25 protein-coding genes and 1 pseudogene are annotated in these 23,465 nt (G+C 35.4%); 15 read left to right on the forward strand and 11 right to left on the reverse strand.

Annotated features, from left to right (window positions below):
- Positions 1–131: 131 nt before the first annotated feature.
- Complete coding sequence (locus F6K06_RS22785; protein WP_124146894.1) at positions 132–1,169, reverse strand: ABC transporter substrate-binding protein; 1,038 nt, start codon at positions 1,167–1,169, stop codon at positions 132–134.
- A gap of 275 nt (positions 1,170–1,444) precedes the next feature.
- Here F6K06_RS22785 and F6K06_RS22790 point away from each other — a divergent pair, with 275 nt between their 5' ends.
- From F6K06_RS22790 to F6K06_RS22805, 5 genes are all read left to right on the forward strand, one after another.
- The gene (locus tag F6K06_RS22790) at positions 1,445–1,708 is read left to right on the forward strand and encodes a hypothetical protein (RefSeq protein WP_287239862.1); all 264 of its coding nucleotides are present in this window, start codon (positions 1,445–1,447) and stop codon (positions 1,706–1,708) included.
- Between the two features lie 289 nt (positions 1,709–1,997).
- The gene (locus F6K06_RS22795) at positions 1,998–2,099 is read left to right on the forward strand and encodes a tetratricopeptide repeat protein (protein ID WP_192901188.1); all 102 of its coding nucleotides are present in this window, start codon (positions 1,998–2,000) and stop codon (positions 2,097–2,099) included.
- 270 nt (positions 2,100–2,369) lie between these two features.
- A complete protein-coding gene (locus F6K06_RS34180; protein ID WP_161564675.1) occupies positions 2,370–2,483 on the forward strand; it encodes a hypothetical protein in 114 nt (37 codons plus the stop codon).
- On the forward strand, positions 2,434–2,907 hold the full coding sequence (locus F6K06_RS22800; RefSeq protein WP_124146891.1) for a lipopolysaccharide assembly protein LapB: 474 nt from the start codon (positions 2,434–2,436) through the stop codon (positions 2,905–2,907). The genes F6K06_RS34180 and F6K06_RS22800 overlap by 50 nt, the downstream gene beginning before the upstream one ends.
- A gap of 326 nt (positions 2,908–3,233) precedes the next feature.
- Positions 3,234–4,286, forward strand: a complete 1,053-nt coding sequence (locus tag F6K06_RS22805) for an RNA-binding domain-containing protein (RefSeq protein WP_287239859.1) — start codon at positions 3,234–3,236, stop codon at positions 4,284–4,286.
- A gap of 110 nt (positions 4,287–4,396) precedes the next feature.
- Here the strand turns inward: F6K06_RS22805 and F6K06_RS22810 are convergent, their stop codons facing one another.
- From F6K06_RS22810 to tmpR, 5 genes are all read right to left on the reverse strand, one after another.
- Complete coding sequence (locus tag F6K06_RS22810) at positions 4,397–4,552, reverse strand: hypothetical protein (RefSeq protein ID WP_287239856.1); 156 nt, start codon at positions 4,550–4,552, stop codon at positions 4,397–4,399.
- 437 nt (positions 4,553–4,989) lie between these two features.
- Positions 4,990–5,592: a hypothetical protein gene (locus F6K06_RS22815; protein WP_124146889.1), complete on the reverse strand. Its 603-nt coding sequence runs from the start codon at positions 5,590–5,592 to the stop codon at positions 4,990–4,992.
- Between the two features lie 933 nt (positions 5,593–6,525).
- Complete coding sequence (locus F6K06_RS22820) at positions 6,526–7,608, reverse strand: RNA-guided endonuclease TnpB family protein (protein ID WP_287239854.1); 1,083 nt, start codon at positions 7,606–7,608, stop codon at positions 6,526–6,528.
- A 614-nt stretch (positions 7,609–8,222) separates the two neighbouring features.
- A complete protein-coding gene (gene queD, locus F6K06_RS22825; RefSeq protein WP_124146887.1) occupies positions 8,223–8,669 on the reverse strand; it encodes a 6-carboxytetrahydropterin synthase QueD in 447 nt (148 codons plus the stop codon).
- A 72-nt stretch (positions 8,670–8,741) separates the two neighbouring features.
- Positions 8,742–9,461, reverse strand: a complete 720-nt coding sequence (tmpR, locus tag F6K06_RS22830; RefSeq protein WP_124146886.1) for a bifunctional dihydropteridine reductase/dihydrofolate reductase TmpR — start codon at positions 9,459–9,461, stop codon at positions 8,742–8,744.
- Between the two features lie 373 nt (positions 9,462–9,834).
- On the opposite strand from tmpR, the gene F6K06_RS34625 reads away from it, so the two are divergent.
- From F6K06_RS34625 to F6K06_RS34635, 3 genes and pseudogenes are all read left to right on the forward strand, one after another.
- Complete coding sequence (locus tag F6K06_RS34625; RefSeq protein WP_161564672.1) at positions 9,835–9,987, forward strand: hypothetical protein; 153 nt, start codon at positions 9,835–9,837, stop codon at positions 9,985–9,987.
- A gap of 172 nt (positions 9,988–10,159) precedes the next feature.
- Positions 10,160–10,405, forward strand: a pseudogene (locus F6K06_RS34630) (IS630 family transposase); the annotation flags it as partial.
- Positions 10,406–10,416: 11 nt separating this feature from the next.
- Positions 10,417–10,635 (forward strand): hypothetical protein, encoded by a 219-nt coding sequence (locus tag F6K06_RS34635; RefSeq protein ID WP_124146885.1) that lies wholly within the window; start codon positions 10,417–10,419, stop codon positions 10,633–10,635.
- A gap of 40 nt (positions 10,636–10,675) precedes the next feature.
- Here F6K06_RS34635 and folK read toward each other — a convergent pair whose 3' ends face one another.
- Positions 10,676–11,191 carry a 2-amino-4-hydroxy-6-hydroxymethyldihydropteridine diphosphokinase gene (folK, locus tag F6K06_RS22845; RefSeq protein WP_124146884.1) on the reverse strand — a complete coding sequence of 172 codons (516 nt, stop codon included), beginning with the start codon at positions 11,189–11,191 and terminating at the stop codon, positions 10,676–10,678.
- A 464-nt stretch (positions 11,192–11,655) separates the two neighbouring features.
- On the opposite strand from folK, the gene F6K06_RS22850 reads away from it, so the two are divergent.
- The 4 genes from F6K06_RS22850 to F6K06_RS22865 all read left to right on the forward strand — a co-directional run bounded on the left by F6K06_RS22850 (position 11,656) and on the right by F6K06_RS22865 (position 16,218).
- Positions 11,656–12,894 carry a URC4/urg3 family protein gene (locus tag F6K06_RS22850; protein WP_124146883.1) on the forward strand — a complete coding sequence of 413 codons (1,239 nt, stop codon included), beginning with the start codon at positions 11,656–11,658 and terminating at the stop codon, positions 12,892–12,894.
- A 9-nt stretch (positions 12,895–12,903) separates the two neighbouring features.
- On the forward strand, positions 12,904–13,287 hold the full coding sequence (gene folB / locus F6K06_RS22855) for a dihydroneopterin aldolase (RefSeq protein WP_124146882.1): 384 nt from the start codon (positions 12,904–12,906) through the stop codon (positions 13,285–13,287).
- Between the two features lie 1,657 nt (positions 13,288–14,944).
- On the forward strand, positions 14,945–15,577 hold the full coding sequence (upp, locus tag F6K06_RS22860; RefSeq protein ID WP_124146881.1) for a uracil phosphoribosyltransferase: 633 nt from the start codon (positions 14,945–14,947) through the stop codon (positions 15,575–15,577).
- Positions 15,578–15,612: 35 nt separating this feature from the next.
- Positions 15,613–16,218 carry a class I SAM-dependent methyltransferase gene (locus F6K06_RS22865; RefSeq protein ID WP_124146880.1) on the forward strand — a complete coding sequence of 202 codons (606 nt, stop codon included), beginning with the start codon at positions 15,613–15,615 and terminating at the stop codon, positions 16,216–16,218.
- On the opposite strand, the gene F6K06_RS22870 is transcribed toward F6K06_RS22865, so the two are convergent.
- Together F6K06_RS22870 and F6K06_RS22875 are read right to left on the reverse strand one after the other, a co-directional pair.
- On the reverse strand, positions 16,198–16,389 hold the full coding sequence (locus F6K06_RS22870) for a hypothetical protein (protein WP_124146879.1): 192 nt from the start codon (positions 16,387–16,389) through the stop codon (positions 16,198–16,200). The two genes, F6K06_RS22865 and F6K06_RS22870, sit on opposite strands and share 21 nt — an antisense overlap.
- A gap of 478 nt (positions 16,390–16,867) precedes the next feature.
- On the reverse strand, positions 16,868–17,167 hold the full coding sequence (locus F6K06_RS22875) for a hypothetical protein (RefSeq protein ID WP_124146878.1): 300 nt from the start codon (positions 17,165–17,167) through the stop codon (positions 16,868–16,870).
- A 661-nt stretch (positions 17,168–17,828) separates the two neighbouring features.
- Here F6K06_RS22875 and F6K06_RS22880 point away from each other — a divergent pair.
- The 3 genes from F6K06_RS22880 (at position 17,829) to F6K06_RS22890 (ending at position 20,742) form a co-directional block, all read left to right on the forward strand.
- Positions 17,829–19,004, forward strand: a complete 1,176-nt coding sequence (locus tag F6K06_RS22880; protein WP_192901187.1) for an iron-containing alcohol dehydrogenase family protein — start codon at positions 17,829–17,831, stop codon at positions 19,002–19,004.
- A gap of 2 nt (positions 19,005–19,006) precedes the next feature.
- Positions 19,007–19,294: a zinc ribbon domain-containing protein gene (locus F6K06_RS22885; RefSeq protein ID WP_338043242.1), complete on the forward strand. Its 288-nt coding sequence runs from the start codon at positions 19,007–19,009 to the stop codon at positions 19,292–19,294.
- 263 nt (positions 19,295–19,557) lie between these two features.
- Positions 19,558–20,742, forward strand: a complete 1,185-nt coding sequence (locus F6K06_RS22890; RefSeq protein ID WP_287240104.1) for an aspartate aminotransferase — start codon at positions 19,558–19,560, stop codon at positions 20,740–20,742.
- Between the two features lie 471 nt (positions 20,743–21,213).
- Here F6K06_RS22890 and F6K06_RS22895 read toward each other — a convergent pair whose 3' ends face one another.
- Complete coding sequence (locus F6K06_RS22895; protein ID WP_124147488.1) at positions 21,214–21,516, reverse strand: RNA-binding protein; 303 nt, start codon at positions 21,514–21,516, stop codon at positions 21,214–21,216.
- Positions 21,517–21,808: 292 nt separating this feature from the next.
- Positions 21,809–23,170 (reverse strand): ATP-dependent protease ATP-binding subunit ClpX, encoded by a 1,362-nt coding sequence (clpX, locus tag F6K06_RS22900; protein ID WP_124147487.1) that lies wholly within the window; start codon positions 23,168–23,170, stop codon positions 21,809–21,811.
- Positions 23,171–23,465: the final 295 nt, after the last annotated feature.

Raw genomic sequence — 23,465 nt, forward strand, 5'->3', positions numbered from 1 at the left:
TGCTCCGCAAACAGGATTCAGCTTTTAGAGCTAGGGGTTGAAATCCTCTTTCTGTTCCGGAATGCTCCGCAAATGCACACATTTACTGCTGACTGCTGACTGCTGATTGCTGATTGCTGATTGCTTTTTAATTACTGATATGCTTCTACTCCCTGATTAACAAATTGTAAAGTAAAAGCTTCTTTATAATTAGTATCTGGCTCAATTAATCCTGCTTCTACTACACTATCAAAGAATAATTTCCAGCGTTCGTCTGTCATAGCACCGATACCTTTTGTGGAAGCATCTCCAGAAATAATAATACCATATTTTTTCATTTTTTCTAAACTATAAGCTAATAAATCATCTTTCATTTCTGGGTTATCTTTTTTAATTAATTGATTTGCCGGTTCAGGATTTTCTAAATAACTATACCAACCTTTGATAGAAGCATGGACAAATCTCTGGACTAAATCAGGATTTTTTTCTACCATTTCTTTTGTTGTTTCTATAGTAGTAGCATAAGGTTTATAACCGGCATCTGCTAATAACATAACTACTGGTTCAAAGCCTCCTTTTTGCTGGATTGTGAAAGGTTCAGATGTCAGATAACCTTGCTGAATTACATTTTTATCTACTAAAAACGGAACTACACTAGAATTATAAGGACGTCTCTGGTCGTCTGTATAACCAAACTTAGTTTTGAGAAATTGCCAATAGCCTTTTTCAGCTAAAGATGATACTAAAATCGGTTTGCCTTTTAGTTGTTCTAAAGAGTCATTTCCTACTCCTGGATGAGCAATTAATACTTGGGGGTCTTTTTGGAAAATAGCTGCAACTGTAATAGTAGGAATTCCTATTTCTACAGAGCGAATTGCTTCTAGACTAGACCCCATAAAAAAGTCAATTCCTCCCCCTACTAATAGCTGAGTTCCATTTACTTGAGCATTTCCCATTCTAATAGTAACTTCTAAACCATAATCTTCATAAATTCCTGTAGCAATTGCTTGATAAAAACCTCCATGTTCGCCTTGAGCATACCAATTAGTTCCATAGGTTACTTTGTCAAGATTTTTATTATTTTTAGCAGTAGAGTTGGAGTTATTAGGAGTAGCACAACTTGTTAATATACTGGTACTAATAGCGAGGCTACTATACTGAATAAATTGACGACGATTAATATAATTCATCAGAATCTATTTAACTTAATATTTTACTAGAGTTATTTAGTTGAGCAAAGTCACCAGAGAATAGGGGACAGGGATTAAACTGTGCCTCACACTTCTTAAATTAAAAGTGCTGTATTATTGGATAAATACTCACTTAATTATAGAACACTATGGCAATAGAAATTCATGTTGTTTGATTTTCATTAAAAGGTCTTGAAGTTGTTCTTTGTTACATTATGCTATGCTTGATTTTATTAAAATTAATGGCGTAATTATTATCTCAAAGTTAAGAAAAAATGGCAAAGCATAAACATATTGTATTAACATCTCATCCTGGTCCTGCCGACAAAAAACCAATTCCCGTGCAGTGGGGTGCTCAAGACCCCATAGAGCGAGGACCTGCGATTGGATCTTTGAGTAACCCTAACCATCGTAATGTCATTGGTACTCACTCCGGTTCTTATGCTGTTTATCGTGCCCTGGCGATCGCCTCTGGTAAACTACAATCAAATCACCGTGCTGATTTAACAAATACTTCTCCGGCAGCACATATATGCTAGTGCTTTAATCAAATTAGAAAGAGTAGAAGAATCCTTACCTTTATTTGAAAAATCTCTACAACTTGAGCCTAATAATGTTAAAACTATTACTAACTATGCTAGTACTTTAATCAAATTAGAAAGAGTAAAAAAATCCTTACCTTTATTTGAAAAATCTCTACAACTTGAGCCTGATAATGTCAAAACTATTAATAATTACGTTAATGGTTTAATAAAATTAGGCAAAAGTGTAGAATCTTTTCCTTTTTTAAGAGTATCTCTACAAGGCATTATTGACGATGCCAATTATTTGATAAAATTAGGAAAAACCCAAGAATCTTTGCCTTGGTTTGAACAAGTTTTGGAACTAGAACCTGATAATACTGATGTTATATCATGTCCGGATAATTAGTGATAAAAAAACTTTCTCCTTCTCTTCCCCTTTCTTCCTTCCTGACTTCTAACTCCTGACTCCTGACTTCTCCATCATTTATTTATAACTGTTCAACCGGACATGGTATTATTGTTAATTATCATTTTCTTTGTGGGTTTAATACCCCACCGTCTACACGGTGTTCAAAATTCCCAGGGATGAAATCCCCATGTAATTTTCCTCCTGTCTCCATCTCCTGTCTCCTGTCTCCTTCTTCAAGCTAAACTTTATTTTGAAAAAGCTCTAAAATTGGAACCTGATAATGTTAAAACTCTTACTAGCTATGCTATTGCTTTAATAGAATTAGGCAAATTTGAAGAATCTTGTAAATTTTTTGAGAAATCATTTAAAGTTAGAAGATAATAACTATATACGATACAAATATGCAACAGCACTAGAAGAATCAGGCCAATATCAACCAGCAATTGAACAACTAGAAAAAATTAATTTAACTGATTTATTACAATACCATGCCAATGTAATTCGACTAACACTAGGAAGACTATATTATTCTATTAAACAACCAAAAAAAGGCGGTCAATATTTCGATGAAGCAGTTGATAATTATGACGATCAAGAAAAAACTTTACTCTACAGTGCCAAAAGTATTTTAGCTAATAACTCTGATCACAAAAAAGCTATAGAAAAGCTAGACGAAATTGCTCAACACTCACCTCGTTATGCTGATGCTTTAAAAAAGTTAACTCTTAACTTAACCTCAGAAGAATATTTCGATATAATTGATCCCAAAATTAAGTTAGAAGATACGGAAATGCTTAACGAATAAATGTATCATAGTATCATAAAATAGGCAACGAAATTGCTATTTTAAAAAGTATTGCTTACCGTATTTTAAGGAACTATCAAGACAAAAATTTAATTTTAAATGACATTATTGAAAAAATTGAAAAATTAGTAGAAAACATTGCCGAACGGAGATAAACACAACAATACAAAATATACAAAATTACTGAAGGTCATTACCAAGAAATCCTATCTGTTATTTCTAAAACTGCCCATGATATTTCTGACTTTTTCAATATTGAAATGTATATTACTTATGGTTATCGGTAGGAAAAGTTAAATCAAAATTCAAAAATTACAGAATTAACTATGGAAACAAAAAACGTTCATTTACTATTAGTTGAAGATAACCCAAATTATCTCGAAGAATTAATAGAGTTGTTAAAAGAAGACTTTGGTTATCAAAATATTGAAACAGCAGTTAGCGCTAAAGAAGCAACAGAAAAATTACAAAATCCTTTTGACATTATTATTGCTGATATGCGTATGGAAGCAGATGATAGTGGTTTTGCTGTCCTAGAGGAAGTTCAATCTCGAAATCTTTCTTCTTTTGTGATTATCTTAACAGCAAATGATAGCGTAACTGACTGTCGCGATGCTTTTAAAAAAGGTGCTTGGGATTATATTTCCAAGAATATGAAAGGCGATGTTTTTGAAATTTTAGACAAGTCTATTAAAGAAGCAATTACTGATTTTAATAGTTGGGGTAACGTTAAAAATGACCGATGGATTGAAAAAAATAGAGAACACTTAGAAGACCAATATTGGGGGAAATATATTGCAGTTATTAATCAAACAGTCATAGAAGTAGCAGATACAGAAGAAGAACTGAATCAAAAAATTGAGGAACGAAAATTAAGAAGATTTTTAACGACTATTCGTAAAATAGACGAGTTTAAACCTATAGATGAATTAATTAAACAAGGGGAAAGCGATACTTTAGAATTTAAAAGTACTTTACGATGGGATATTGAAAAATATCACAAAAATGAAAAGTTAAAATTTAATGTTTTAAAAACAATTGTTATTTTTCTCAATTCTCAAGGAGGAACTTTATTAATAGGAGTTGAAGAGAATGGTAATATTTTTGGTTTAGAAAAAGATATTTCTTTCTTGGAAACTCTAGACAAATTTAAACAAACATTATCTAATTTTATTTATGACCGCATTAGAGCTGGTTTTCCTCAATATATTAAAGTCCGTATTGAAACTTTAGAAACCAAGGAAATTTGTATTGTTGATGTCAAAAGATCGCTAAAAAAGTCATTCCTTAAAACCGAAAAAGATTTAGAATTTTATATTAGAGTAGGAAATACTTCAAGAGGATTAACTATTCCTGAAATTCACGATCATTTTTCCTAATTAGGGCTTGCTGATTAAATCTAAAAGTATTTACAGATAAAGGTTTTAGCCTTTTTTTGTTCAACAAAAGTGCCTGTTTTTCAGCTCTTCACACTTAAAAAGTTAGTATTTTAGGCGCATAGTTGGGCAGAAAAATCATTCTTACAATTCTTACTCCTACCTCCTCTAAATACCCATTTATCCTGTCTCCTGTCTTCCCCTCCTGGGAGGGGTTGGGGGTGGGTTGTCTCCTGTCTCCTACCCTCACAAATAAGACTTTTCAGCAAACCCTAATTAGATGAAACAAATTATTATTCGTTTCCGACTATAGCAATATGAAATGATTGGTGAAAAAAAACTGTAGGGGTTTAGTCTTTTCATTCCATTTTTGCTTGGGTAAAGTTTTTACCTATAAGCGAGAATATTTCTACTCGTAACCCAATACTGTTCAGATAAGACCAAAACTTTTATGATATAGAACCATTAAATAAGATTTTCAGATTACAGAACTCAAAAAAAAATCTTTAACTGAACCGTATTTACCCGTAACCAATAACTTCTGACTTCTGATACTAATTCACTTTAAAGATGTCACAAATAGTTTCAAAATTTAAATGTGAAATAATTTCCTCAAACTACTGTTTCGTCACAGTCTTGAATTTATAAAATCTTACTTTTGACTTTTAACTTTTGACTTTTAACTTCCGTGAAACGACATGACTTCCTAATTTTCTCCTTCTAAATATTGAGTTTCAACCGCTTGAGATCCACTCATAAGTTTTTCCCCTGTTAAATATTGAGATTCAACTGCTGGAGTTCCACTCATAAACTTATTATCAGATTCAAGTGGCAATAGAATACTTGATGCTTCTTTAACCTCAGAAATTAAAGCTTGCCCACTACCATTAAATAAGCGAATAACTGCATAGGAAATCAACACTGGTGAAGCTAAAATTAAAGCAGCTATCATTCCCACAGGCGCTACTAATTGATAAACAATTAAAGCAGTAGGTTGAAATTCCTCATATTGGGAAAAAACGCGAGATAACCACCACACTAATAATGCCATTACCGCAAATCCGAAAAGAGTAACAATTGAAGGTACAATAAAAGATAAAAATACAGCCATTAGTGCAATTAAAGCACCCCAACCTTTAGCAACAATTTTCTCTGATAGGTCAGAAACCATAATCGTTCCATGGACAAACCAAATCATAAATCCAAATACTAATGTAATTGCTGACCCTGCCAAAAAAATGTTAACGCCCTTAATAAAAAGTTGTTTAATTTCATCGTTATTTAAGATAGGTTGTTTTTGGTTGACCATTTTTTTAATTCCCTAGCCTCTAACCTTTTAGTATACCTTATACTGCTCCCTCTAGATTTAACCAAGTAGATGGGTAAGTTTTTTGTGTATTTTCAAATTTTGCTGGAAAGTCGATTGAATAAAAATGCTGCCAGTTGTCAATTAAAAATGGAAAAATAAGTCTATAATTTTTCCAGGCGTTGCTGAAGAGCGTGTATGATATTAATATTAATTACTTAGGAGTCAACCCACCCGCGCGCCCCTCCCAGGAGGGAAAGTCAGTCGGACTGAGTCAGCAGGGAAGAAAGAACAAGAAACAGAAGTAGAAGGAGAAAGTTTTTTGCTCGCCCTCTTATCTGGACATAATATCATACCTCAAATCAGCAATGCCTTTTTCCAGTAAAGTGCTTATAGCGGTTTTCAAATAATAGATACAGTGGCCAAAGCATTCTCCTACTGCCTACTCCCTACTCCCGCGCACCAAAAGAATTTTGTAGTCTACTTAAATGAAAAGCACTGTAAGAATAAATGACTGAACATGAGGTAGATTCTCCTGTTGCCAATTGTATCCGTGATTTGTGATATCTACTTTTGAATTGTTCAGTTGAACTCATTAGAGAAACCTGGTTTTTGTGAGCAGATGTTAGTATTGTGGGATATCTAATACCAGGTTACTACACATTAGCAGGTAGAAATTATATCACTCGCAAGCCAGCAGATTCGATATCAAATATTATAAATAGGACTTACGCACCTCCAACGTATTTCTGTCCGAAGCGACCCACAGGGTTTGCGCAGCAGTCCGGAACGGATAGCAATCTCAAACGCTATTTTTTCGTGCGTCGTGCGTAAGTCCTGATAAATTTACCTGCTTCATAAAACCGATATAAAACGTCACATAGCGTGATATTCTACTGTTTACTTCCTGCTTCTACTGAGGCCGTCGGCGGTTACTCATCCACAGGCATTCACGGTCAAGCCGACCGCATTTCTTAAATTAATACTTGCATTCAGATCACGGTCTATAGATATCCCACAATCGGGGCAGTCATAAGTTCTCACATTTAAGGGCAGATATTGGACATGACCGCAGTTCGAGCAAGTTTTTGATGATGGAAAGAATCTATCAACGACTACTAATTCAGAGCCGTACCAGTGAGTTTTATATTCTAGCTGTCGTCTAAACTCATAAAATCCTTGATATGCTATTGATTTCGCCAGCTTATGGTTAGCTAACATACCGCTAATATTCAAATCTTCTATAGCAACAACGCTGTGGTTTTTAGCTAGATATGTTGTCAATTTGTGAAGTGTGTCAAGACGGATGTTAGCTATTTTTCTATGTAGCTTGGCAATTTTGAGTTGTGCCGCCCTCCAGTTAGCAGAACCAATTATTTTATTTCGGTGCAAGTATTGTAGTCTGGAGAGTTTGTCTTCAAAGGAGCGGTAAGATTTCGCACCAGGGAAAACAACTCCCGTACTTAAAGTTGCTAAGGTTTTTACACCTAAATCAACACCTACAACTTCAGTAGTTTTTGGAGTTGAAGTGGGAGTAAATTCATAACTACAGCTAAGATACCATGAACCCGCTTGTTTACTAATAGTTATTTTCTGAGTAGCCACCTCAATGGGTTCATAAGTTCTAACGATACCAATAAAAGGTAATTTGTGATTCCATCCGTTTAGTTTGATCGGTTTCCCACAATTATCAATTGTGAAGGAATCATGTTGGCCTTTCTTCTTAAACCTTGGGTGTTTACCTAATCCTTGAAAGAACCTTTTAAATGCCTCACCCAAGTGGATGAAAGCGTATTGATAAACTCTAGACGACAAGTTTTTCATCCAAGGATAAAGAGGTTTTGTGTGGTTGGTAAAAACTTCTCTCAATTTACGGGCATTAGGTTTATAGCCATCTTTATATGCTGCGTTCCACAAACTTAAACCCCAGTTGTAACACCACCTGGAATAACCTGCGTGTTGAGCCATCATGGTTTTCTGCTTGTTATTCAGTTTGAGCTTAGTTCTGATGGATTTCATCTATGGGTATTGCCAGTATAATGGTATGCTTAAATACCTATTATATCGTTATTCTCTGATTAAGTCAATGCTCTATTAAAAAAGTTAATTCTCTAGAAAACATTAATAAATTTTGCCATAGCTTGAGCATAATCAGCAAAAAAGAGAATCTGGTAAATATAAGCGAGCAGGAGGGCAAGAAGGTCGAATGACTTTATCTATCCTATGTAAGTTTGTGAGCAAGGGATGTCTCCAAGGAAAACTTAAGATTACCAAGGCCAACACGGTAGTAGTGATACTAAGTAAAATGAGTATACTGAGTAATTTCATTTTGTTATTTATTTATAGTAATAATTTGGCAATCTTACCAATCATAAGTACCTGTGCCAAATTAATTTAACATTTACAGGACTTAAGCCTTTTTAGTTCTAAACACTATATATTTCTAAGGTTATATTTTTTGCCTACTACAAATAATTTAGTGTCTTTACCTAATATCATTTCCCCCCAATTACTCCTAGTAAAATAGCAACTTCCATAACATCAAAAAAATTATTTTTTCAGAAAAAAAATAAATACACTCAAATTTATCACAACCAATTTAGGAGTAATAAATTAGTATAGCACTCCTAATTTTATAGAATCAAAAAATTATTTTTCCCTTTTGAATAAATACATTGACTCGTACAAGTTTCATCAATTCTAACTGCTACAAGTCCAGGAATTTTATTTTCTAATTGCTCATAAATCCATTTAGCGATCGCTTCACTGGTAGGATTAACTAAGCCTGTAGTTTCGTTTAAGTGATAGTGGTCTAAATAATCATCAAGCAGGGGTTTTAGATGTTTTTTTATATCTCCATAATCCATAATCATTCCCTGCTTTCCACCAGAATTTACTAATTCATTACCAGAAACATAAATAACACCACGCCAAGAATGACCATGCAATCTTGCACATTTACCATCGTGATTAGGTAGTTGGTGGGAAGCTTCAAATCTAAATTCTTTGCCTATTATCCAAGTTTCTGAGTTAGATTCAGTTTTTTTAATTTCTGGTATTTCCTCCTGATTAGAACTCATTTTTATTTTTCGTTTAAATAATCAGTAATATCAAAATATAAATTGTCAAAAATAGGGATGAAAAAATTATAACTACAAATTCCAGCCCCCAGAAACTTCTAAAACTTGCCCTGTAATATAATCAGAATTAGGGTTAATAAAAAACCAAACAGCATGGTTAATTTCTGGCAAAGTTGCTGGACGTTTAGCTGGTAATTTAGGAATCATTTCTTCTAAATCAAAAGAATTTTCGGCTATTCCTGGCGATACTACGTTAACAGTAATTTTGTCTTTAATTAGCTCTTGGGCTAAAGATTTAGTATAGATGATGATGCCTGTTTTAGCAATTATATAAGCTGTATTTGTCCGGCGTGCTACCACATTTTGGGCATGAGCACAAGCGAAGTTAACTATGCGTGCGCCATTAGCTGCTCTGAGATAGGGAAGTGCTGCTTGAGTAATATAAAAAGTGGCATTGAGGTTAGAATTAATAACTTCCTGCCACTCTTTTATAGATGTTTTGCTAATGGGTTTTCTGAGGTAGTTACCCACATTATTAACTACTACTGATAAACCACCCAGTTGTTTAGCTGAATTATCTACTAGAGATTTAGCCTGTTCGGGTTTGGTAACATCTGCTTGTAGGGCAATAGATTTTACTCCGTAGTTAGCTGCTTCTTGACTTGCTTGATTGGCTGCATCTGCACTGCGGTTATAGTGAAATGCTACATCAAATCCTTTACTGGCTAAATCTAGAGCGATTGCCCTACCTATTCCTACTGCTGAACCTGTCACGAGTGCTTTTTTGAGCATTGTTTTTAAGACCTAAATATAATCACCAGTCAATTTTAGGTTAATCATTTTGGCAAAATTTCATCAACCAACACCCAATGTTATAAGTAACTTGGACAGAATTAAATGTCGCCAAGGTAGCACTCCTCCAGTGCCCAGGAAACTAGATGGCTCATGTCATGCTCATGATTGTAGCAATTTGCTGTAGTGAGCCTCCATCTGGTCATATGCGATGGACACTCACTTTGCTCGTTTCGGAGCTAAAACGACGTGGAATAGTTACCGAAATCAGTAGATAAACAGTACGTCAGAGTTTAAAAAAAACCAACTGCGGCCTGGGAAGAAACAACGATATTGCATCCCGGGAAAAGACAGCGCCCGCTTTGTAGCTCAAATGGAAGTACTTCTAGATTTCTACATAGCTGAACACTCTGATGATCAACCATTAATTTGTATGGATGAAGCAGTCTTGGAATTAAAAGGGGATGTTAAACAATTAATTCCTATTCAACTAGGTCACGATGCGTTCATAGGATTATTACTATGAACACAATGATACTAGTGCCGCTACGCGGAAGTCAAAAGTAATGCATTCAAAAGCGAGTGTGTAATTCTGAGGTCCCCTCAGAATGTAAGACACACTCAAGACAGTTAAAAGTATTGATTGGTAAGGCTTTTAGGATTTTGTAACTGGTTAGTTATTTCTGCCATCCTGCACTAGAGCTATATTTCTATTTGTAGACCCGATTCGCGGTTGGCGACGAGTTAAAAGCTATGAACATCGGACTAGTATTAAGTGGACAGAAGAGATACGTCATCTACTATTAGTGGACTATCCAAATGCACGCAAGGTCAAGTTAGTTTGTGACAATCTTCACACTCATCATATTGCTTCTTTGTATCAAGCGTTTCCGGTATCAGAAGCTGATCAATTAGCTCGGTACCTTGAAATTCACCATCCCCCACGCAATGGTAGTTGGCTAAATATCGTAGAAATAGAAGCGTACTTAATCAACAATGTCTTGAGCGTCGGATTCGGAGCGTTCGCGGTAGCGTTGCGTCAGCAAATCCCATACTAGAGCAAGAACTTCGGGCATGGCAGGATGAACGCAATGCTTCTCAAGCTAAGGTTCATTGGCGCTTTTCTACTGCTGATACTAGGATAAAACTACATCATCTTTACCCACAATTTTAATCTAGACGCGCTAGTAGAATTGCTATTTTAACTTGCCAGTTTAAAGTTTAGATACTCCTGAACATTCTACCTCTTCTAGAAGTTGAGCGATCGCTTTTCCTGATACTGGGTCAATCCAATCAGGAGCTATTTCTGCTAGGGGTACGAGAACAAAAGCTCTTTCTCTCATCCGAGGATGGGGTATTTGCAGGTTGGGAATATCTAATATTAAATCATCATATAAGATTAAGTCTAGGTCTAGAGTTCTAGGTCCCCAATGTACTAAACGTACTCGCTTAAATTGTTTTTCTATATCCAAAATAATTTCTAACAATTTTTGAGGAGTTAATTCTACTTTTAATAATGCACAACCATTCAGATAATCTGGTTGTTTTGGACCGATAGGTTTAGTCAGATACCAGCTAGAATAAGTATTTAAGGTAATACCTGGAGTTTTGGATAAAATTTGGATTGCATTTTCTAGAATACTTAAAGAATCACCAAGATTACTACCAAGAGCAACAGCTACATTATTCTCTTGTTTTTCTGATTGGCTGAAGTCAATTTGATTAGACATTAACTGGCGGAATATTTGCTCTAATTTTTTGCTGAATTAAATTTAAGAAAGTCAACAAGAAACTATCAAAGTTTCCTATCTGACAAAAGACCCAAGAACTTACAACAGTCTGCAACTAGCTGAAAAACTACGCCGAGAACAGCAAATGAACTTGAGTCCTGAGTATGTACGTCAGTTGCTCAAAAAAAGAGGGTGATTTGGAAGTTTACACGAGTGAGCCATCAACAACGGCAAAATCTACACAAGCTCTCTGTCAAGCAGAATGACCTGGAAATTCTAGAACTCGCGACGGTGGCCAGAGAGATTGACTTAATTTATGGCGACGAATCGGGATGCTGTTTGTAGAGTGCAGCCAGTTATAGTTATTACTTCCGACTAGAAGGGGGAGGCTTCAGACCCAATTTTTCGGTGATAATTTTTTTCTAGCTTACTATTTATATTATATTTCTTAACTCTGACTTTTAATGAATAAAAAAATTCCAGAAGTTATTACATACCTAAGAACTGCCCAGGCCATTCGAGAAAGGTGTTTTAGCATCTTTAATCTTGCTTGTCAAGACCAACTCAATAATTTTCAAGTCGATTTAACTCAACTAGATAAATGCGCTAATTATGTCATTAATATTATTTATGCTCAGTATCCCAAATTAAATATACCCTTACATAGTCGTTGGCGACATTTCCAAGTAGGAGATGTGCCTCGCCTAGCTGAACTTGACCAAATGTTGGCAGGACTCACACCTGTAGAAAAAGCCAAGGTAAAATTTGATTTAGCCATTATTAGTGTACTACTAGATGCGGGTGCGGGTGCAAACTGGCAATACACTGAACCTGAAACTGGCTTAATATTTAGTCGTTCGGAAGGTTTGGCAGTTTGCAGTTTCCGACTATTTTGTCAAGGTTTTTTTTCTAGTAATCCCGATTTTCCCTGGCAAGCAGATACTAGAGGACTTTCACAAATTGATGTCCAGACTTTAACTCAAGGATTCCAAGTTAGTCCAGAAAATCCCTTGGTGGGTCTTGAAGGTCGTCTGGAATTGCTGCAACGCTTGGGGCAAGTTTTAAATCAAGATTCTCAGTTATTTGGCATTGATAGTCCACGTCCAGGAAATATGGTTGATTATTTGTTGCAAAATCAGGCCAATAAAGAAGCAATTAAAGCTACTTCAGTATTAAATGCTGTATTGGAGGGATTGGGAGATATTTGGCCAGGGCGCAGTACTATTTCAGGTATTAATTTAGGAGATGTTTGGCCTCATTCTCTGCTCAAAAGCGATCGCTTGGGGGATGAATATATACCTTTTCATAAATTATCTCAATGGTTAACATATTCATTGCTCGAACCATTACAAGAATTGGGTTTAAAAATAATTGGATTAGATGATTTAACTGGATTAGCAGAATATCGGAATGGTGGCTTATTTATAGATATGGAACTAATAAAAATCAAAAATCCTTTGATTCTACAACAACAACATTTACCAGGTTCAGAAATTATTGTAGAATGGAGAGCATTAACTATTAGTCTTTTAGACAAAGTTGCTCAAGTAATTCAAGAAAAACTTAACTTAAATACCTCAGAATTACCACTGGTAAAGGTCTTACAGGGAGGTACATGGGCAGCAGGGCGAAAAATAGCAAAAGAATTAAGAAAGGATGGTGCGCCTCCGATTAAAATCAAGAGTGATGGAACAGTTTTTTAATTAGTAATTATGGACTCAATCTCAATTACTGGAATTCGCTGCTACGGGTACATTGGGTTTTTTCCAGAAGAAAAAGTATTGGGACAATGGTTTGAAGTAGATTTAATTCTAGGGTTAGATTTGAATGCTGCAAGTAAAAGCGATGCTTTAGAAGATACCGTAGATTACGGCAGCATAGTTAATACTGTCCAACAACTTGTGAAAAATTCTAAGTTTGCTTTGTTAGAAAAAGCAGCTGATACTATAGCTACGGCTATTTTGCAAGAACCATTAGTACAAAATGTCAAGGTTAGTTTAACTAAGTTAGCAGCTCCAATACCAGATTTTAGTGGCAAAGTTACTATTGAAATTACTAGAGCAAAGGAAGCATTAGTATATAACTCATTTAGTTAATACATTTGGTAATTTAGATGATTTTTTAATGTGGTGAAGTATATACTTTATTTTGATTTTTCGAGAATTTAATAAAGTCAAAAAAATGTACCTCGTTACTATCGTAAATTCTATCTAAATTTGCTCTAGAGACGGTTCAGCTAAAGTTCTCTATTTTATAATAATTTAGATGGCATCAGGTTATATCATGTCCGCACTTTATCGTTTGTGTAAAACCAAGGGTGAATATCTACAGGAAATTTACGTTTTTTCAAGCTTTTAAGCCTTCTTTCCTCTCTCCTAGATAACTAAAACCTTCCTCCTTCTTCCTTGCTTTCTTACCTTCACGCTGACAATACCGATGCTACCGGACATGATATTAGTCCTGTAAAAGTATAAAAATTATCCATTATATAGTTGCTGTTGTCTACTTATATGATGTCCGGTTGAATATTTATAAGTAGAGGAGTCAGAACTCAGGAGTCAGGAAGGAGGAATAGGGAGTTTGAAGAAAAAGGTATGAGAAAGTTTTTTGGTAACGCTCTTATCTGGATATGATATTACTTCTTTCACTACATTGTTTGATACCCTACACCTCACCTACAGTGCATCAATTGGGTAGGGGTTAAATTTCTATGTCAGTTACCCTGATTTTTGATTCATTAATTAGGTGGATTTAATTCTCTGTAAATATTAAATTGCGATGGATATTCAAAACAGTAAAAATATCTTGAAAATTGCCTTCATACTTCATTTTTATATTCTTCGTTTTCAGGTTTATTTATACCCACTTATGCCATCGATCAAAAACTTTTCTACATTTTATTGAACAGAGGAATAGCTAGGGACGTTGCATGGGTCAGTACAAAGAAATAAACATAAGAATAATTAATGCACTCCTAGGGTGCTAATTATCAAAAAGGTAATTCTGTTTGTGTTAATTACCTAATAATTGAATTGATACCTAAGTTAAGCATTAATGCATGGTAATTGGTATTATACCAGTGTGAAAAAAAGAATGTTATATGAAATACGTTAATGTTTGCTACCAAAGATTGATGGGGAGATAGGGAGATAGGGAGAGTCGTATATTTGTACAATTTTTTGTATTTCATATTACCGAAAAATTGTGGGTATGCGCCTCCCCTTTTAAGGGGATAATAAGCGGTCGTTAGCGTAGCTTCCCGTAGGGTGGGATGGCGATCTTCGGAGCGGGTCTGTAAGAACGGGTCTCCTCGCCATATCCAATCGACCAAGAGAAGAAAAATTTTCATGATTAGTCAATCCTCTCCTTGAAAAGAAGAGGTAATTATTAATTATTAATTGTTGAAAAGACTACTATGGTTATAAGCAACAGGCAACAGATATTTTTAGCAAAAAATTATCATACTTGGTATTACATAAATCGGTAATTATATACAGCATATTCCACCAGTCGTGAGATACACCCATAGCGGGAAAAATGCCCACACAGGGAACATTTAATTATCATTTTCTTTGTGGGTTTAAGACCCCACCGTCAACGGGGGTGTTCACGCATTACTTGGGGGAGCGAATCCCCATGTAATTTTCCTCCTGTCTCCTGTCTCCTGTCTCCTGTCTCCTTCTTCAATAATATCTGTACTTTATATACGAGGGAACTTTCTGTATAATTTGATGAATTAAACTAGGTCATAAAATGACAAAAACTACTATCATTAATCATCCATTAGTTCAGCATAAATTGACATTATTACGTCAAGTAGAAACTACCACTGCTCAATTTCGCCAACTGCTCAAAGAAATAGGAATGTTATTAGCTTATGAAGTAACTCGCGATTTACCAATAAAATATCAACAAATTCAGACACCAATGAAGTTGATGGAAGCACCGATGTTAGCTGCTGAAAAAAAAATGGTGATTGTTTCCATTATGCGAGCAGGTCAAGGACTTCTTGATGGGATTTTAGAGTTAATACCTACAGCAAGAGTGGGACATATTGGTTTGTATCGTGACCCTAGTACTTTAGTTGCTGTAGAATATTATTTTAAAGTCCCCCATGATATTGAGCAGCGAGATGTGTTAATAGTTGACCCCATGTTGGCAACTGGAAATTCAGCAGTAGCAGCAGTCGATCGGATTAAAGAATCTAACCCAGAATCAATTCGATTTCTGTGTTTATTGGCAGCACCAGAGGGAATTGAACATTTCCATAAATATCACCCAGAGATACCCTTATATACTGCTGCTATTGATGAAAAATTAGACGAACACGGTTATATTATTCCAGGATTAGGAGATGCGGGCGATCGCTTGTATGGAACGAGATAATTTTATTTTCCTATGAACTCAAACATAACTGCTATATGACAAATAATATTTCCTCTAAACAAAAATTTTTCGATCTTTGGGCACCTAATTATGATTGGTTATTTCCATCTGTAGTTTATCAAGCGGTACATCAAAGATTACTGGAATATGTAAATCTGCCAAGTCCATCAAATGTACTAGATTTAGGTTGTGGTACTGGAAAACTTCTGCATCGTCTTGCTGTTAATTTTCCCGATCTTCAAGGTACTGGTTTAGATTTATCTCCCGAAATGGTTAATCAAGCTAATAGTCGTAATCGTCATCAAGAAAGTTTAACTTTTTTACTAGGAAATGCTGAAGAAATGTCTTTTGCCGATGAAGAATTTGATGCTGTTTTTAATACAATTAGTTTTTTACATTATCCTCATCCTCAACAAGTTTTTAATGAAGTGAGTCGAGTTTTACGCCCAGGAGGATATTTTTACTTAGTTGATTCCTATTTTAAGTGGCAAGATGAATTTCAGTTTTTGAGTATTTCTCCTGGTGGAATTAAGCTTTACAGTCCAACAGCTCGCGAACAATTAGGTAAAGAGGTTGGATTAAATTTACAAGCAAATCAGTATTTGTTAGGAGCAGTATTACTAACTATTTTTACTAAATAATTGTAACTTCAAGTAGATTGATTCTGGTTGGTATAAAAAAGCCAGTAATAGTAAAATTACTTGAGCAAATGTCAGACTTTTTAATAAGCTAAAAAGCTGACGATGACTTTCGCTATCGCCATACAAACTAGCAGTAGCTATATTACTTAGAGTAATTAATAAAATTGGCAACAAAAATGTTGGTTAATTAGCATAAATTCTGACTAGCTCTGAGCTAACTGAGTAAGCACTTGTCCAAGCAATATATACAAGAATTGCATCTAGAAGTACAAATCCAATTGTACCTAATCAGTGAATCTTAATACCGCGACTTAGACTAACAATTCTATTGGGCACACCTTGGTCTTGTTTACTATTTTGAGTATCTGAATTTATACGTTTTTTCGAGTACTGCATTTTTTTATTACCTATTCTATCTTAACATTCTCTATGATATGATTTAAAAAAATTAATTGGCTTTGCATAATCAAGCCGATTTTATTTTATTGTCTCATATCACTAGGGAAAGTCATCTGAACTCAAATAAATCATTTACCAGTTTTTTCTAAATTGCTAATTGATACCATAAATTCAATCTCCCATTTGATTTTATTTGCTCACTGTTCATTTCTATGATTACTATAAAAAAATTATTAAATTCAATTATTTGTTATCTGGTAGCATTACGTTGTAAAGGGGTGATTCTCTGAGAATTGGCAAAGATGCCTTCTCCCTGCATTTGATTTATTGGTGGTTTTATTTCAATTTTCATCACTTTTTCTGTAGAAATACAAACTGTTTGATCTATTAAGTGAAAAGTTATCCAAGGTTGTTGGAGTAACTGTGGTAATATAGTTTGAAACTGTTGAGAATTGATTGGTAAACTAAAGGTCTCTGAATTACCATTGATATAATAAAGTATTATCTCTGTGCTGCTTTCTTGAGCGTATTGCGCAAATGAACCTTTCATTGTTTTTGCTCCCCAATTTAATTGTGCAAAGACTTAGTCTTGTCTGATACTATGACTGTTAGAGATTTTAATAAATTTGACTGTACCTACTCCTGGCTTAAACTTTTATACCTGAAGAAACATTAATTAGAGGATAATAAATACTTGTTAAGTATAAAAAATTATCAAATTTTAACCCTCTTGAAAAAATATTTATTACTATAGACATAATATTTAGTTTGAGTGAATAAAATTATTACATAAGTCAAAAAAATATTATTTTAACTAGCTATCAGCTTGGTTTAAAATTGCCGTTTTAATTGTATTAATTTCGGTTTTATATAGATATAAGATATAGCTAAATGCATCAATTGCCGTTAGTTTTTTAAGAGTTAAAAAATCATTCTGAGATTGATATTTTATCTAGATAATTAAATACTTGATGGAGTAGAAAAAAGTACAGAAAACTTTTTAGTTTCACAATTAATGTGTAAACACCATATATTTATAATATACTCAATTATATTCCTCTAGCAGTAGCCAGTAAAAAAATTAATAATCAATCTTTAGTATAAAACTTAATAAATTCAAAAAAAAATTAAAAATTTTCAGGAAAGCCTGGCAAGTATAACAATATTTGCCTATACTCAATAAAATTGACTCTAATCTAGCCTTTGTCGCCATGATTAAACAGACCAATACCTGCCAACCAGCAACAACTATATTATCCCTAAATATTGCGCCAACTCAAATTATTCGGGGAAAAAATGCTCTGGCCAAATCAGGAGAAGCGATCGCCCTTCTTGGCAATAATCCCTTAATTGTAGGAGGCGATCGCTCCTTGAATATCATTCAACCACACCTTGGGCCTTTACTACAAAATCATCATTTAAAATTTACTCAGGCCAACTACGGGTCGGACTGTAGTGAAGCTAGCCTAGCTAATCTTCGCCAAATCGTCACAACTCAAAAAGCAGACCTGATAATTGGTGTTGGTGGTGGCAAAGCTCTCGACACAGCCAAACTCTTAGCCCACCAAAGTCACTTACCCATAGTCACCATTCCCACCTCAGCAGGCACTTGTGCAGCTTGGACTGCATTATCAAACATCTACTCAGACCAAGGCGCTTTCTTGTACGATGTTAGTCTAGCTAAATGTCCAGACCTGCTAATTCTGGATTATAGTTTAATCAAAACTGGGCCTGCCCGTATCTTAGTAGCTGGTATTGGGGATGCGATCGCCAAATGGTACGAAGCCTCAGTTAGTAGTGGCCATTCAGAACAAACAATGATAGTTGCTGCTGTCCAACAAGCAAGAGTTTTGCGAGATATTCTCTTCCAAAAATCAACAGTAGCTTTACAAGAACCTGGTGGAGAAACCTGGCAAGAAGTTGTTGATGCCACAGTCTTATTAGCAGGTTTAATTGGAGGTATTGGCGGTGCTCAATGTCGGACTGTCGCTGCCCATGCTGTTCATAATGGCCTAACTCATTTGTCAGCAAGTCATGGTACATTACATGGAGAAAAAGTTGCTTATGGTATATTAGTCCAACTAAGGTTGGAAGAAATGCTACAAGGCAACCAACTAGCTATGACTGCTAGACAGCAACTGTTAAAATTCTATGATGAGATTGGTTTACCAAAAACCTTGGGTGACTTAGGGTTAGGAGAAATCAGTTTGTCTGAATTATGGGGTGCTGCTGAAGTTGCTTGTCATAGCAATTCTGATATTCATCGCTTACCATTTAGGGTAATTCCCGAGCAATTAGTAGCAGCAATGGTTTCAACAACAGTCCCACAAGAGCCAGAGAAACAAAATTTAGTGTCAAAGCCGGAAATGCTCGACAAAAGATTATAGCTGTGAACCCCAAAAATACTAGCCAAGATTGCTCAAATTGTGAAGAAAAAGTCCCTAAAGAATTAAACATACGAACTCATTCTTGTTCCCATTGTGGCATAGTAATAGACCGCGACTTAAATGCGGCGATAAATATCAAAAATAGGGCGGTAGGGCATTCCGTCCTTAAAGCTCGTGGAGGCCGACGGGATACCGGGACTACGAAACGAGAAGCCCACACTATAGCGTCAGCGAGCGTGTGGGAGATGTCACGAATTGATACCTATGCAGATACTACAGCTAATTTCTGAAGATTGAAATCTGATGTTTTGAAAAAAATAGTTTATTTTAAGTAGTCTCACTTTTACCGAATAATTAAGGTTTAAAACATCTCCTTTAAAGGAGAAACAAGCGGTCGAGGTATGGCGAGGTCTCTGAGCTGGCCAACCATCGACCAAGAGAAGACAAAATTTTCATTATTAGTCAATCCTCTTCTTTTCAAGGAGAGATAATTGTTAATTATTAATTATTAATTATTAATTGTTGAACTACCTATTTTCTGCTTCAACTTGTAATAAATATGGATTGGATTAATCCCGCAAACAGGGTACAAGCACTACCACCTTATGTTTTTGCCCGTTTAGATGAACTAAAAGCTCGTGCCCGCGAACAAGGGCTAGATTTAATTGACTTGGGAATGGGGAACCCTGATGGGGCGACTCCTCAACCTGTGGTGGAGGCCGCTATCGCCGCTTTACAAGAAGTAACTAACCATGGTTATCCACCCTTTGAAGGTACTGCTAGTTTCAGGAAAGCAATTACTAATTGGTATTTCCGTCGTTATAATGTGAAACTTGACCCAGATGGTGAAGCTTTACCACTTTTGGGTTCTAAGGAGGGTTTAACTCACTTAGCTTTGGCTTATGTGAATCCAGGAGATTTAGTTTTAGCACCTAATCCTGCATATCCGGCCCATTTCCGTGGCCCTTTAATTGCTGGAGGTAAGATTCATAGCATTTTACTGAAACCAGAAAATGATTGGATTATTGATTTAGGGGATATTCCCGATAGTGTTGCAGAGCAAGCGAAGATTCTCTATTTTAATTATCCTAGTAATCCCACTGGTGCTACTGCCCCACGGGAATTTTTCCAGGATATTGTCGCTTTTGCTAAAAAGTATGAAATTATGCTGGTTCACGACTTATGTTATGCTGAGTTAGCTTTTGATGGTTATCAGCCTACAAGTTTATTGGAGATTCCTGGGGGAAAAGATATTGGTGTTGAGTTTCACACTATGTCTAAGACTTATAATATGGCTGGTTGGCGAGTAGGTTTTGTGGTTGGTAATTCTCGGATTATTCAAGGGTTACGTACTCTGAAAACTAATTTAGATTATGGGTTGTTTGCTGCTCTACAATCCGCTGCTGAAAATGCTTTACAGTTACCGGATGAATTTTTACATCAGGTTCAAGAGCGTTATCGGCAACGTCGAGATTTTCTGATTCAAGGTTTAGGAAAGTTGGGTTGGAATGTGCGGAAAACTCTGGCAACTATGTATTTATGGGTGCCTTGTCCACCAGGAGTAGGATCTACTGATTTTGCTTTGTCTGTATTACAAAAAACTGGGGTTGTGGTGACTCCTGGAAATGCTTTTGGTAGTGGAGGAGAGGGTTATGTGAGGGTTAGTTTAATTGCTGAATGTGAGCGTTTGGGTGAAGTATTAAGTCGGTTTCAGCAGGTAGGAATTTCCTATCATTGAATTAGCAAAATTTTATATGAAGAAAGACTCTAGCATCATTAGCTGAGTCTTTGATATTTACTATTATTTTCTCTGGATTTCTGAATACTTAACAACCAACTGTAGCTCAAAACTTTGTAATTTAATTGAAGATATTTGGTTTGATCAGTCTACAGATTTTTTTTCTTCCACTTTAGAGTCTGCTTTCAGATATATCCCGATATGGTCTATTTTTTCTAACACGTTTATGCTTACACCCAATACATTAGACATTTCCAGAAATTAAATATTTCTATGCTAGCAACTCTTGTAGAGAGGTTATATACAGTCCATTTATTAGCGTTCAAATAACCTCTGCTATTGGTCTAGATCGAGTTTTCCTATTCTCCCCGATCCCTGTCTTCTGTTTGAGTGCTCAACGTTTCTACATTCTTTTTTACACCTATGTCTATTTGAGGGGACATTCTTTCTAGCAACGTTTTTGATAAGTTATTATCTGTTACGAGAGAATTTACGATTATCGCCACCACCGTAGTTACCACCACCCTTATTTTCTCGTGGCTTGGCCTTATTAACTCTCATGTCACGACCCATCCAACTTGCTCCATCCAAAGCTTCAATTGCTTTTTCTTCATCCTCCTCATTGACCATTTCCACAAATCCAAAACCACGTAATCGACCTGTTTCACGGTCTATAGGTAAGTGAACTCTTGTTACCTGTCCATATTCAGCAAATACTGCGTTTAAGTCCTCTTGCGTGACTTCGTAGGATAAGTTACCCACATATATTGACATAGACTGTCTCCCAAATCAGTTAAAAATTTAAACAAAATAGAACTCGGAGACAAGTCTGTAAAGAAAAACTGGAAAACGCCCATCGAACTTAAACAGATCCTCGAAACCGATAACATATTCTATTATATCACAAGCTCGATGTAGCAATAGCAAAAATTAAAGAAAGTTTTGCTCAAAATAGATTTGTATACTTATGGTTGAGAATCAAGCAGATTTTTCTACTATATTTTATTTCGCCTCACTACAAATCCAAGATATTACATCTAAAGGTCAAATCTTGATTTGATAATTTTTAAGCAGACTCATGCTGTTTATGCCAAGTTGGATGCCATAACAATTCAGCAGTAGATCGTTTTTCTACCATTTCTTCAGTGATAATGCAACGGGTGACATCTTTACGGGATGGTAACTCATACATTACCTCTAACATTAACTCTTCTAAAATACCTCGCAATGCTCTAGCTCCTGTTTTACGTCTATATGCTTCTTTAGCGATCGCCCTGAGAGCTTCTTTTTGAAATTCTAACTTAACATTATCCATCTTTAATAATTTTTGATACTGTTTAACTAAAGCATTTTGTGGTTCTGTTAATATTTTCATTAATGCCGTTTCATCTAATGGGTCAATTACTGTTAATACTGGCATTCGTCCAATAAATTCTGGAATCAAACCAAACTTAACTAAGTCGTCTGGTTCTATACTTTTGAGTACATTAATATGACGTTTTTCTTTTGACTGTAAAGCGATATTATCTTGATTAATATTTTCGGCCTGAATAAAGCCCAATGATTTTTTTCCCTGTCGTTGTTCAACTATTTTCTCTAACCCGACAAAAGCACCACCACAAATAAACAAAATTGAATTGGTATCAAGCTGAATAAAATCTTGATAGGGATGTTTACGCCCTCCTTGTGGTGGGACATTAACTATTGTCCCCTCCAAGATTTTTAATAGAGCTTGTTGTACTCCTTCTCCAGATACATCTCTTGTAATGGAAGTATTTTCACTTTTACGAGCAATTTTATCTATTTCGTCTATATATATAATTCCTCTCTGGGCAGCTTCTATATCAAAGTCTGCTACTTGCAATAACCTTAATAACACATTCTCTACATCATCCCCTACATAACCAGCTTCGGTCAGGGTCGTTGCATCTGCTACAGCAAATGGCACATCTAGTAATTCTGCTAGAGTTTGGGCTAACAGAGTCTTTCCACAACCAGTTGGGCCAATTAATAGGATATTTGATTTTTGTAATTCCACATCTGGGTCAAGGCTGTTGTCGGAATTATGATTTGTTTGACAACTCAGACGTTTGTAGTGATTATATACTGCTACTGACAGTACTTTTTTTGCTTGGTATTGTCCAATTACATGATGATCCAAGTATTGATTAATTTCTGTAGGTTTTGGAACTGCTTCTAAGGAAGCTTTACTCTTACCTGAATAATTATTATTTGCTAATTGCGCTCCGATTTCACTAGCTGAAGTATCATCTTTTCTAGAGTTAAAAATTTCTTCTTCTAATATTTCGTTACAGAGTTCTACACATTCATCGCAAATATAAACCCCAGGACCTGCTATTAACTTACGAACTTGATCTTGGGACTTGCCACAAAATGAGCATTTAAGATGGGAATCGTATCTGGACATATTTGTTTTCTTCCTTGATGGTGGGGGTGTTTTTTTCTGAGGAGTTCAAAAGCTGTTATTTGATATTGATCATTGAAAAATCCAGATATTAGTCATATTATAAGTCTGAATTTTACAACTTCTCAGTTCTAATTATATTATATATTTTTCACCATTTTAATTTTTCAATAACTGGAGAGTACAAAGTTCTGCTAAAAAACAGTTGGTTCTCAAGATTGAAAGTGTTACTGGGAAAGGTTTACAGCACCTACGCTCTGTGAATGGAGAATTTTTAACCTTGAGTCCGTGAAACCCT

Source organism: Okeania sp. SIO1H4 (genome assembly GCF_010672695.1).
GTDB classification, from domain to species: domain Bacteria; phylum Cyanobacteriota; class Cyanobacteriia; order Cyanobacteriales; family Microcoleaceae; genus Okeania; species Okeania hirsuta.

Excerpts from the sequence above, each read along its gene's own strand:
- F6K06_RS22785 (WP_124146894.1), bottom strand. The coding sequence starts at position 1,169 with ATGAATTATATTAATCGTCGTCAATTTATTCAGTATAGTAGCCTCGCT.
- F6K06_RS22790 (WP_287239862.1), top strand. The coding sequence starts at position 1,445 with ATGGCAAAGCATAAACATATTGTATTAACATCTCATCCTGGTCCTGCC.
- F6K06_RS22805 (WP_287239859.1), top strand. The coding sequence starts at position 3,234 with ATGGAAACAAAAAACGTTCATTTACTATTAGTTGAAGATAACCCAAAT.
- F6K06_RS22815 (WP_124146889.1), bottom strand. The coding sequence starts at position 5,592 with ATGGTCAACCAAAAACAACCTATCTTAAATAACGATGAAATTAAACAA.
- F6K06_RS22820 (WP_287239854.1), bottom strand. The coding sequence starts at position 7,608 with ATGAAATCCATCAGAACTAAGCTCAAACTGAATAACAAGCAGAAAACC.
- queD (WP_124146887.1), bottom strand. The coding sequence starts at position 8,669 with ATGAGTTCTAATCAGGAGGAAATACCAGAAATTAAAAAAACTGAATCT.
- tmpR (WP_124146886.1), bottom strand. The coding sequence starts at position 9,461 with ATGCTCAAAAAAGCACTCGTGACAGGTTCAGCAGTAGGAATAGGTAGG.
- F6K06_RS34625 (WP_161564672.1), top strand. The coding sequence starts at position 9,835 with ATGGAAGTACTTCTAGATTTCTACATAGCTGAACACTCTGATGATCAA.
- folK (WP_124146884.1), bottom strand. The coding sequence starts at position 11,191 with ATGTCTAATCAAATTGACTTCAGCCAATCAGAAAAACAAGAGAATAAT.
- F6K06_RS22850 (WP_124146883.1), top strand. The coding sequence starts at position 11,656 with ATGAATAAAAAAATTCCAGAAGTTATTACATACCTAAGAACTGCCCAG.
- folB (WP_124146882.1), top strand. The coding sequence starts at position 12,904 with ATGGACTCAATCTCAATTACTGGAATTCGCTGCTACGGGTACATTGGG.
- upp (WP_124146881.1), top strand. The coding sequence starts at position 14,945 with ATGACAAAAACTACTATCATTAATCATCCATTAGTTCAGCATAAATTG.
- F6K06_RS22865 (WP_124146880.1), top strand. The coding sequence starts at position 15,613 with ATGACAAATAATATTTCCTCTAAACAAAAATTTTTCGATCTTTGGGCA.
- F6K06_RS22875 (WP_124146878.1), bottom strand. The coding sequence starts at position 17,167 with ATGAAAGGTTCATTTGCGCAATACGCTCAAGAAAGCAGCACAGAGATA.
- F6K06_RS22880 (WP_192901187.1), top strand. The coding sequence starts at position 17,829 with ATGATTAAACAGACCAATACCTGCCAACCAGCAACAACTATATTATCC.
- F6K06_RS22895 (WP_124147488.1), bottom strand. The coding sequence starts at position 21,516 with ATGTCAATATATGTGGGTAACTTATCCTACGAAGTCACGCAAGAGGAC.
- clpX (WP_124147487.1), bottom strand. The coding sequence starts at position 23,170 with ATGTCCAGATACGATTCCCATCTTAAATGCTCATTTTGTGGCAAGTCC.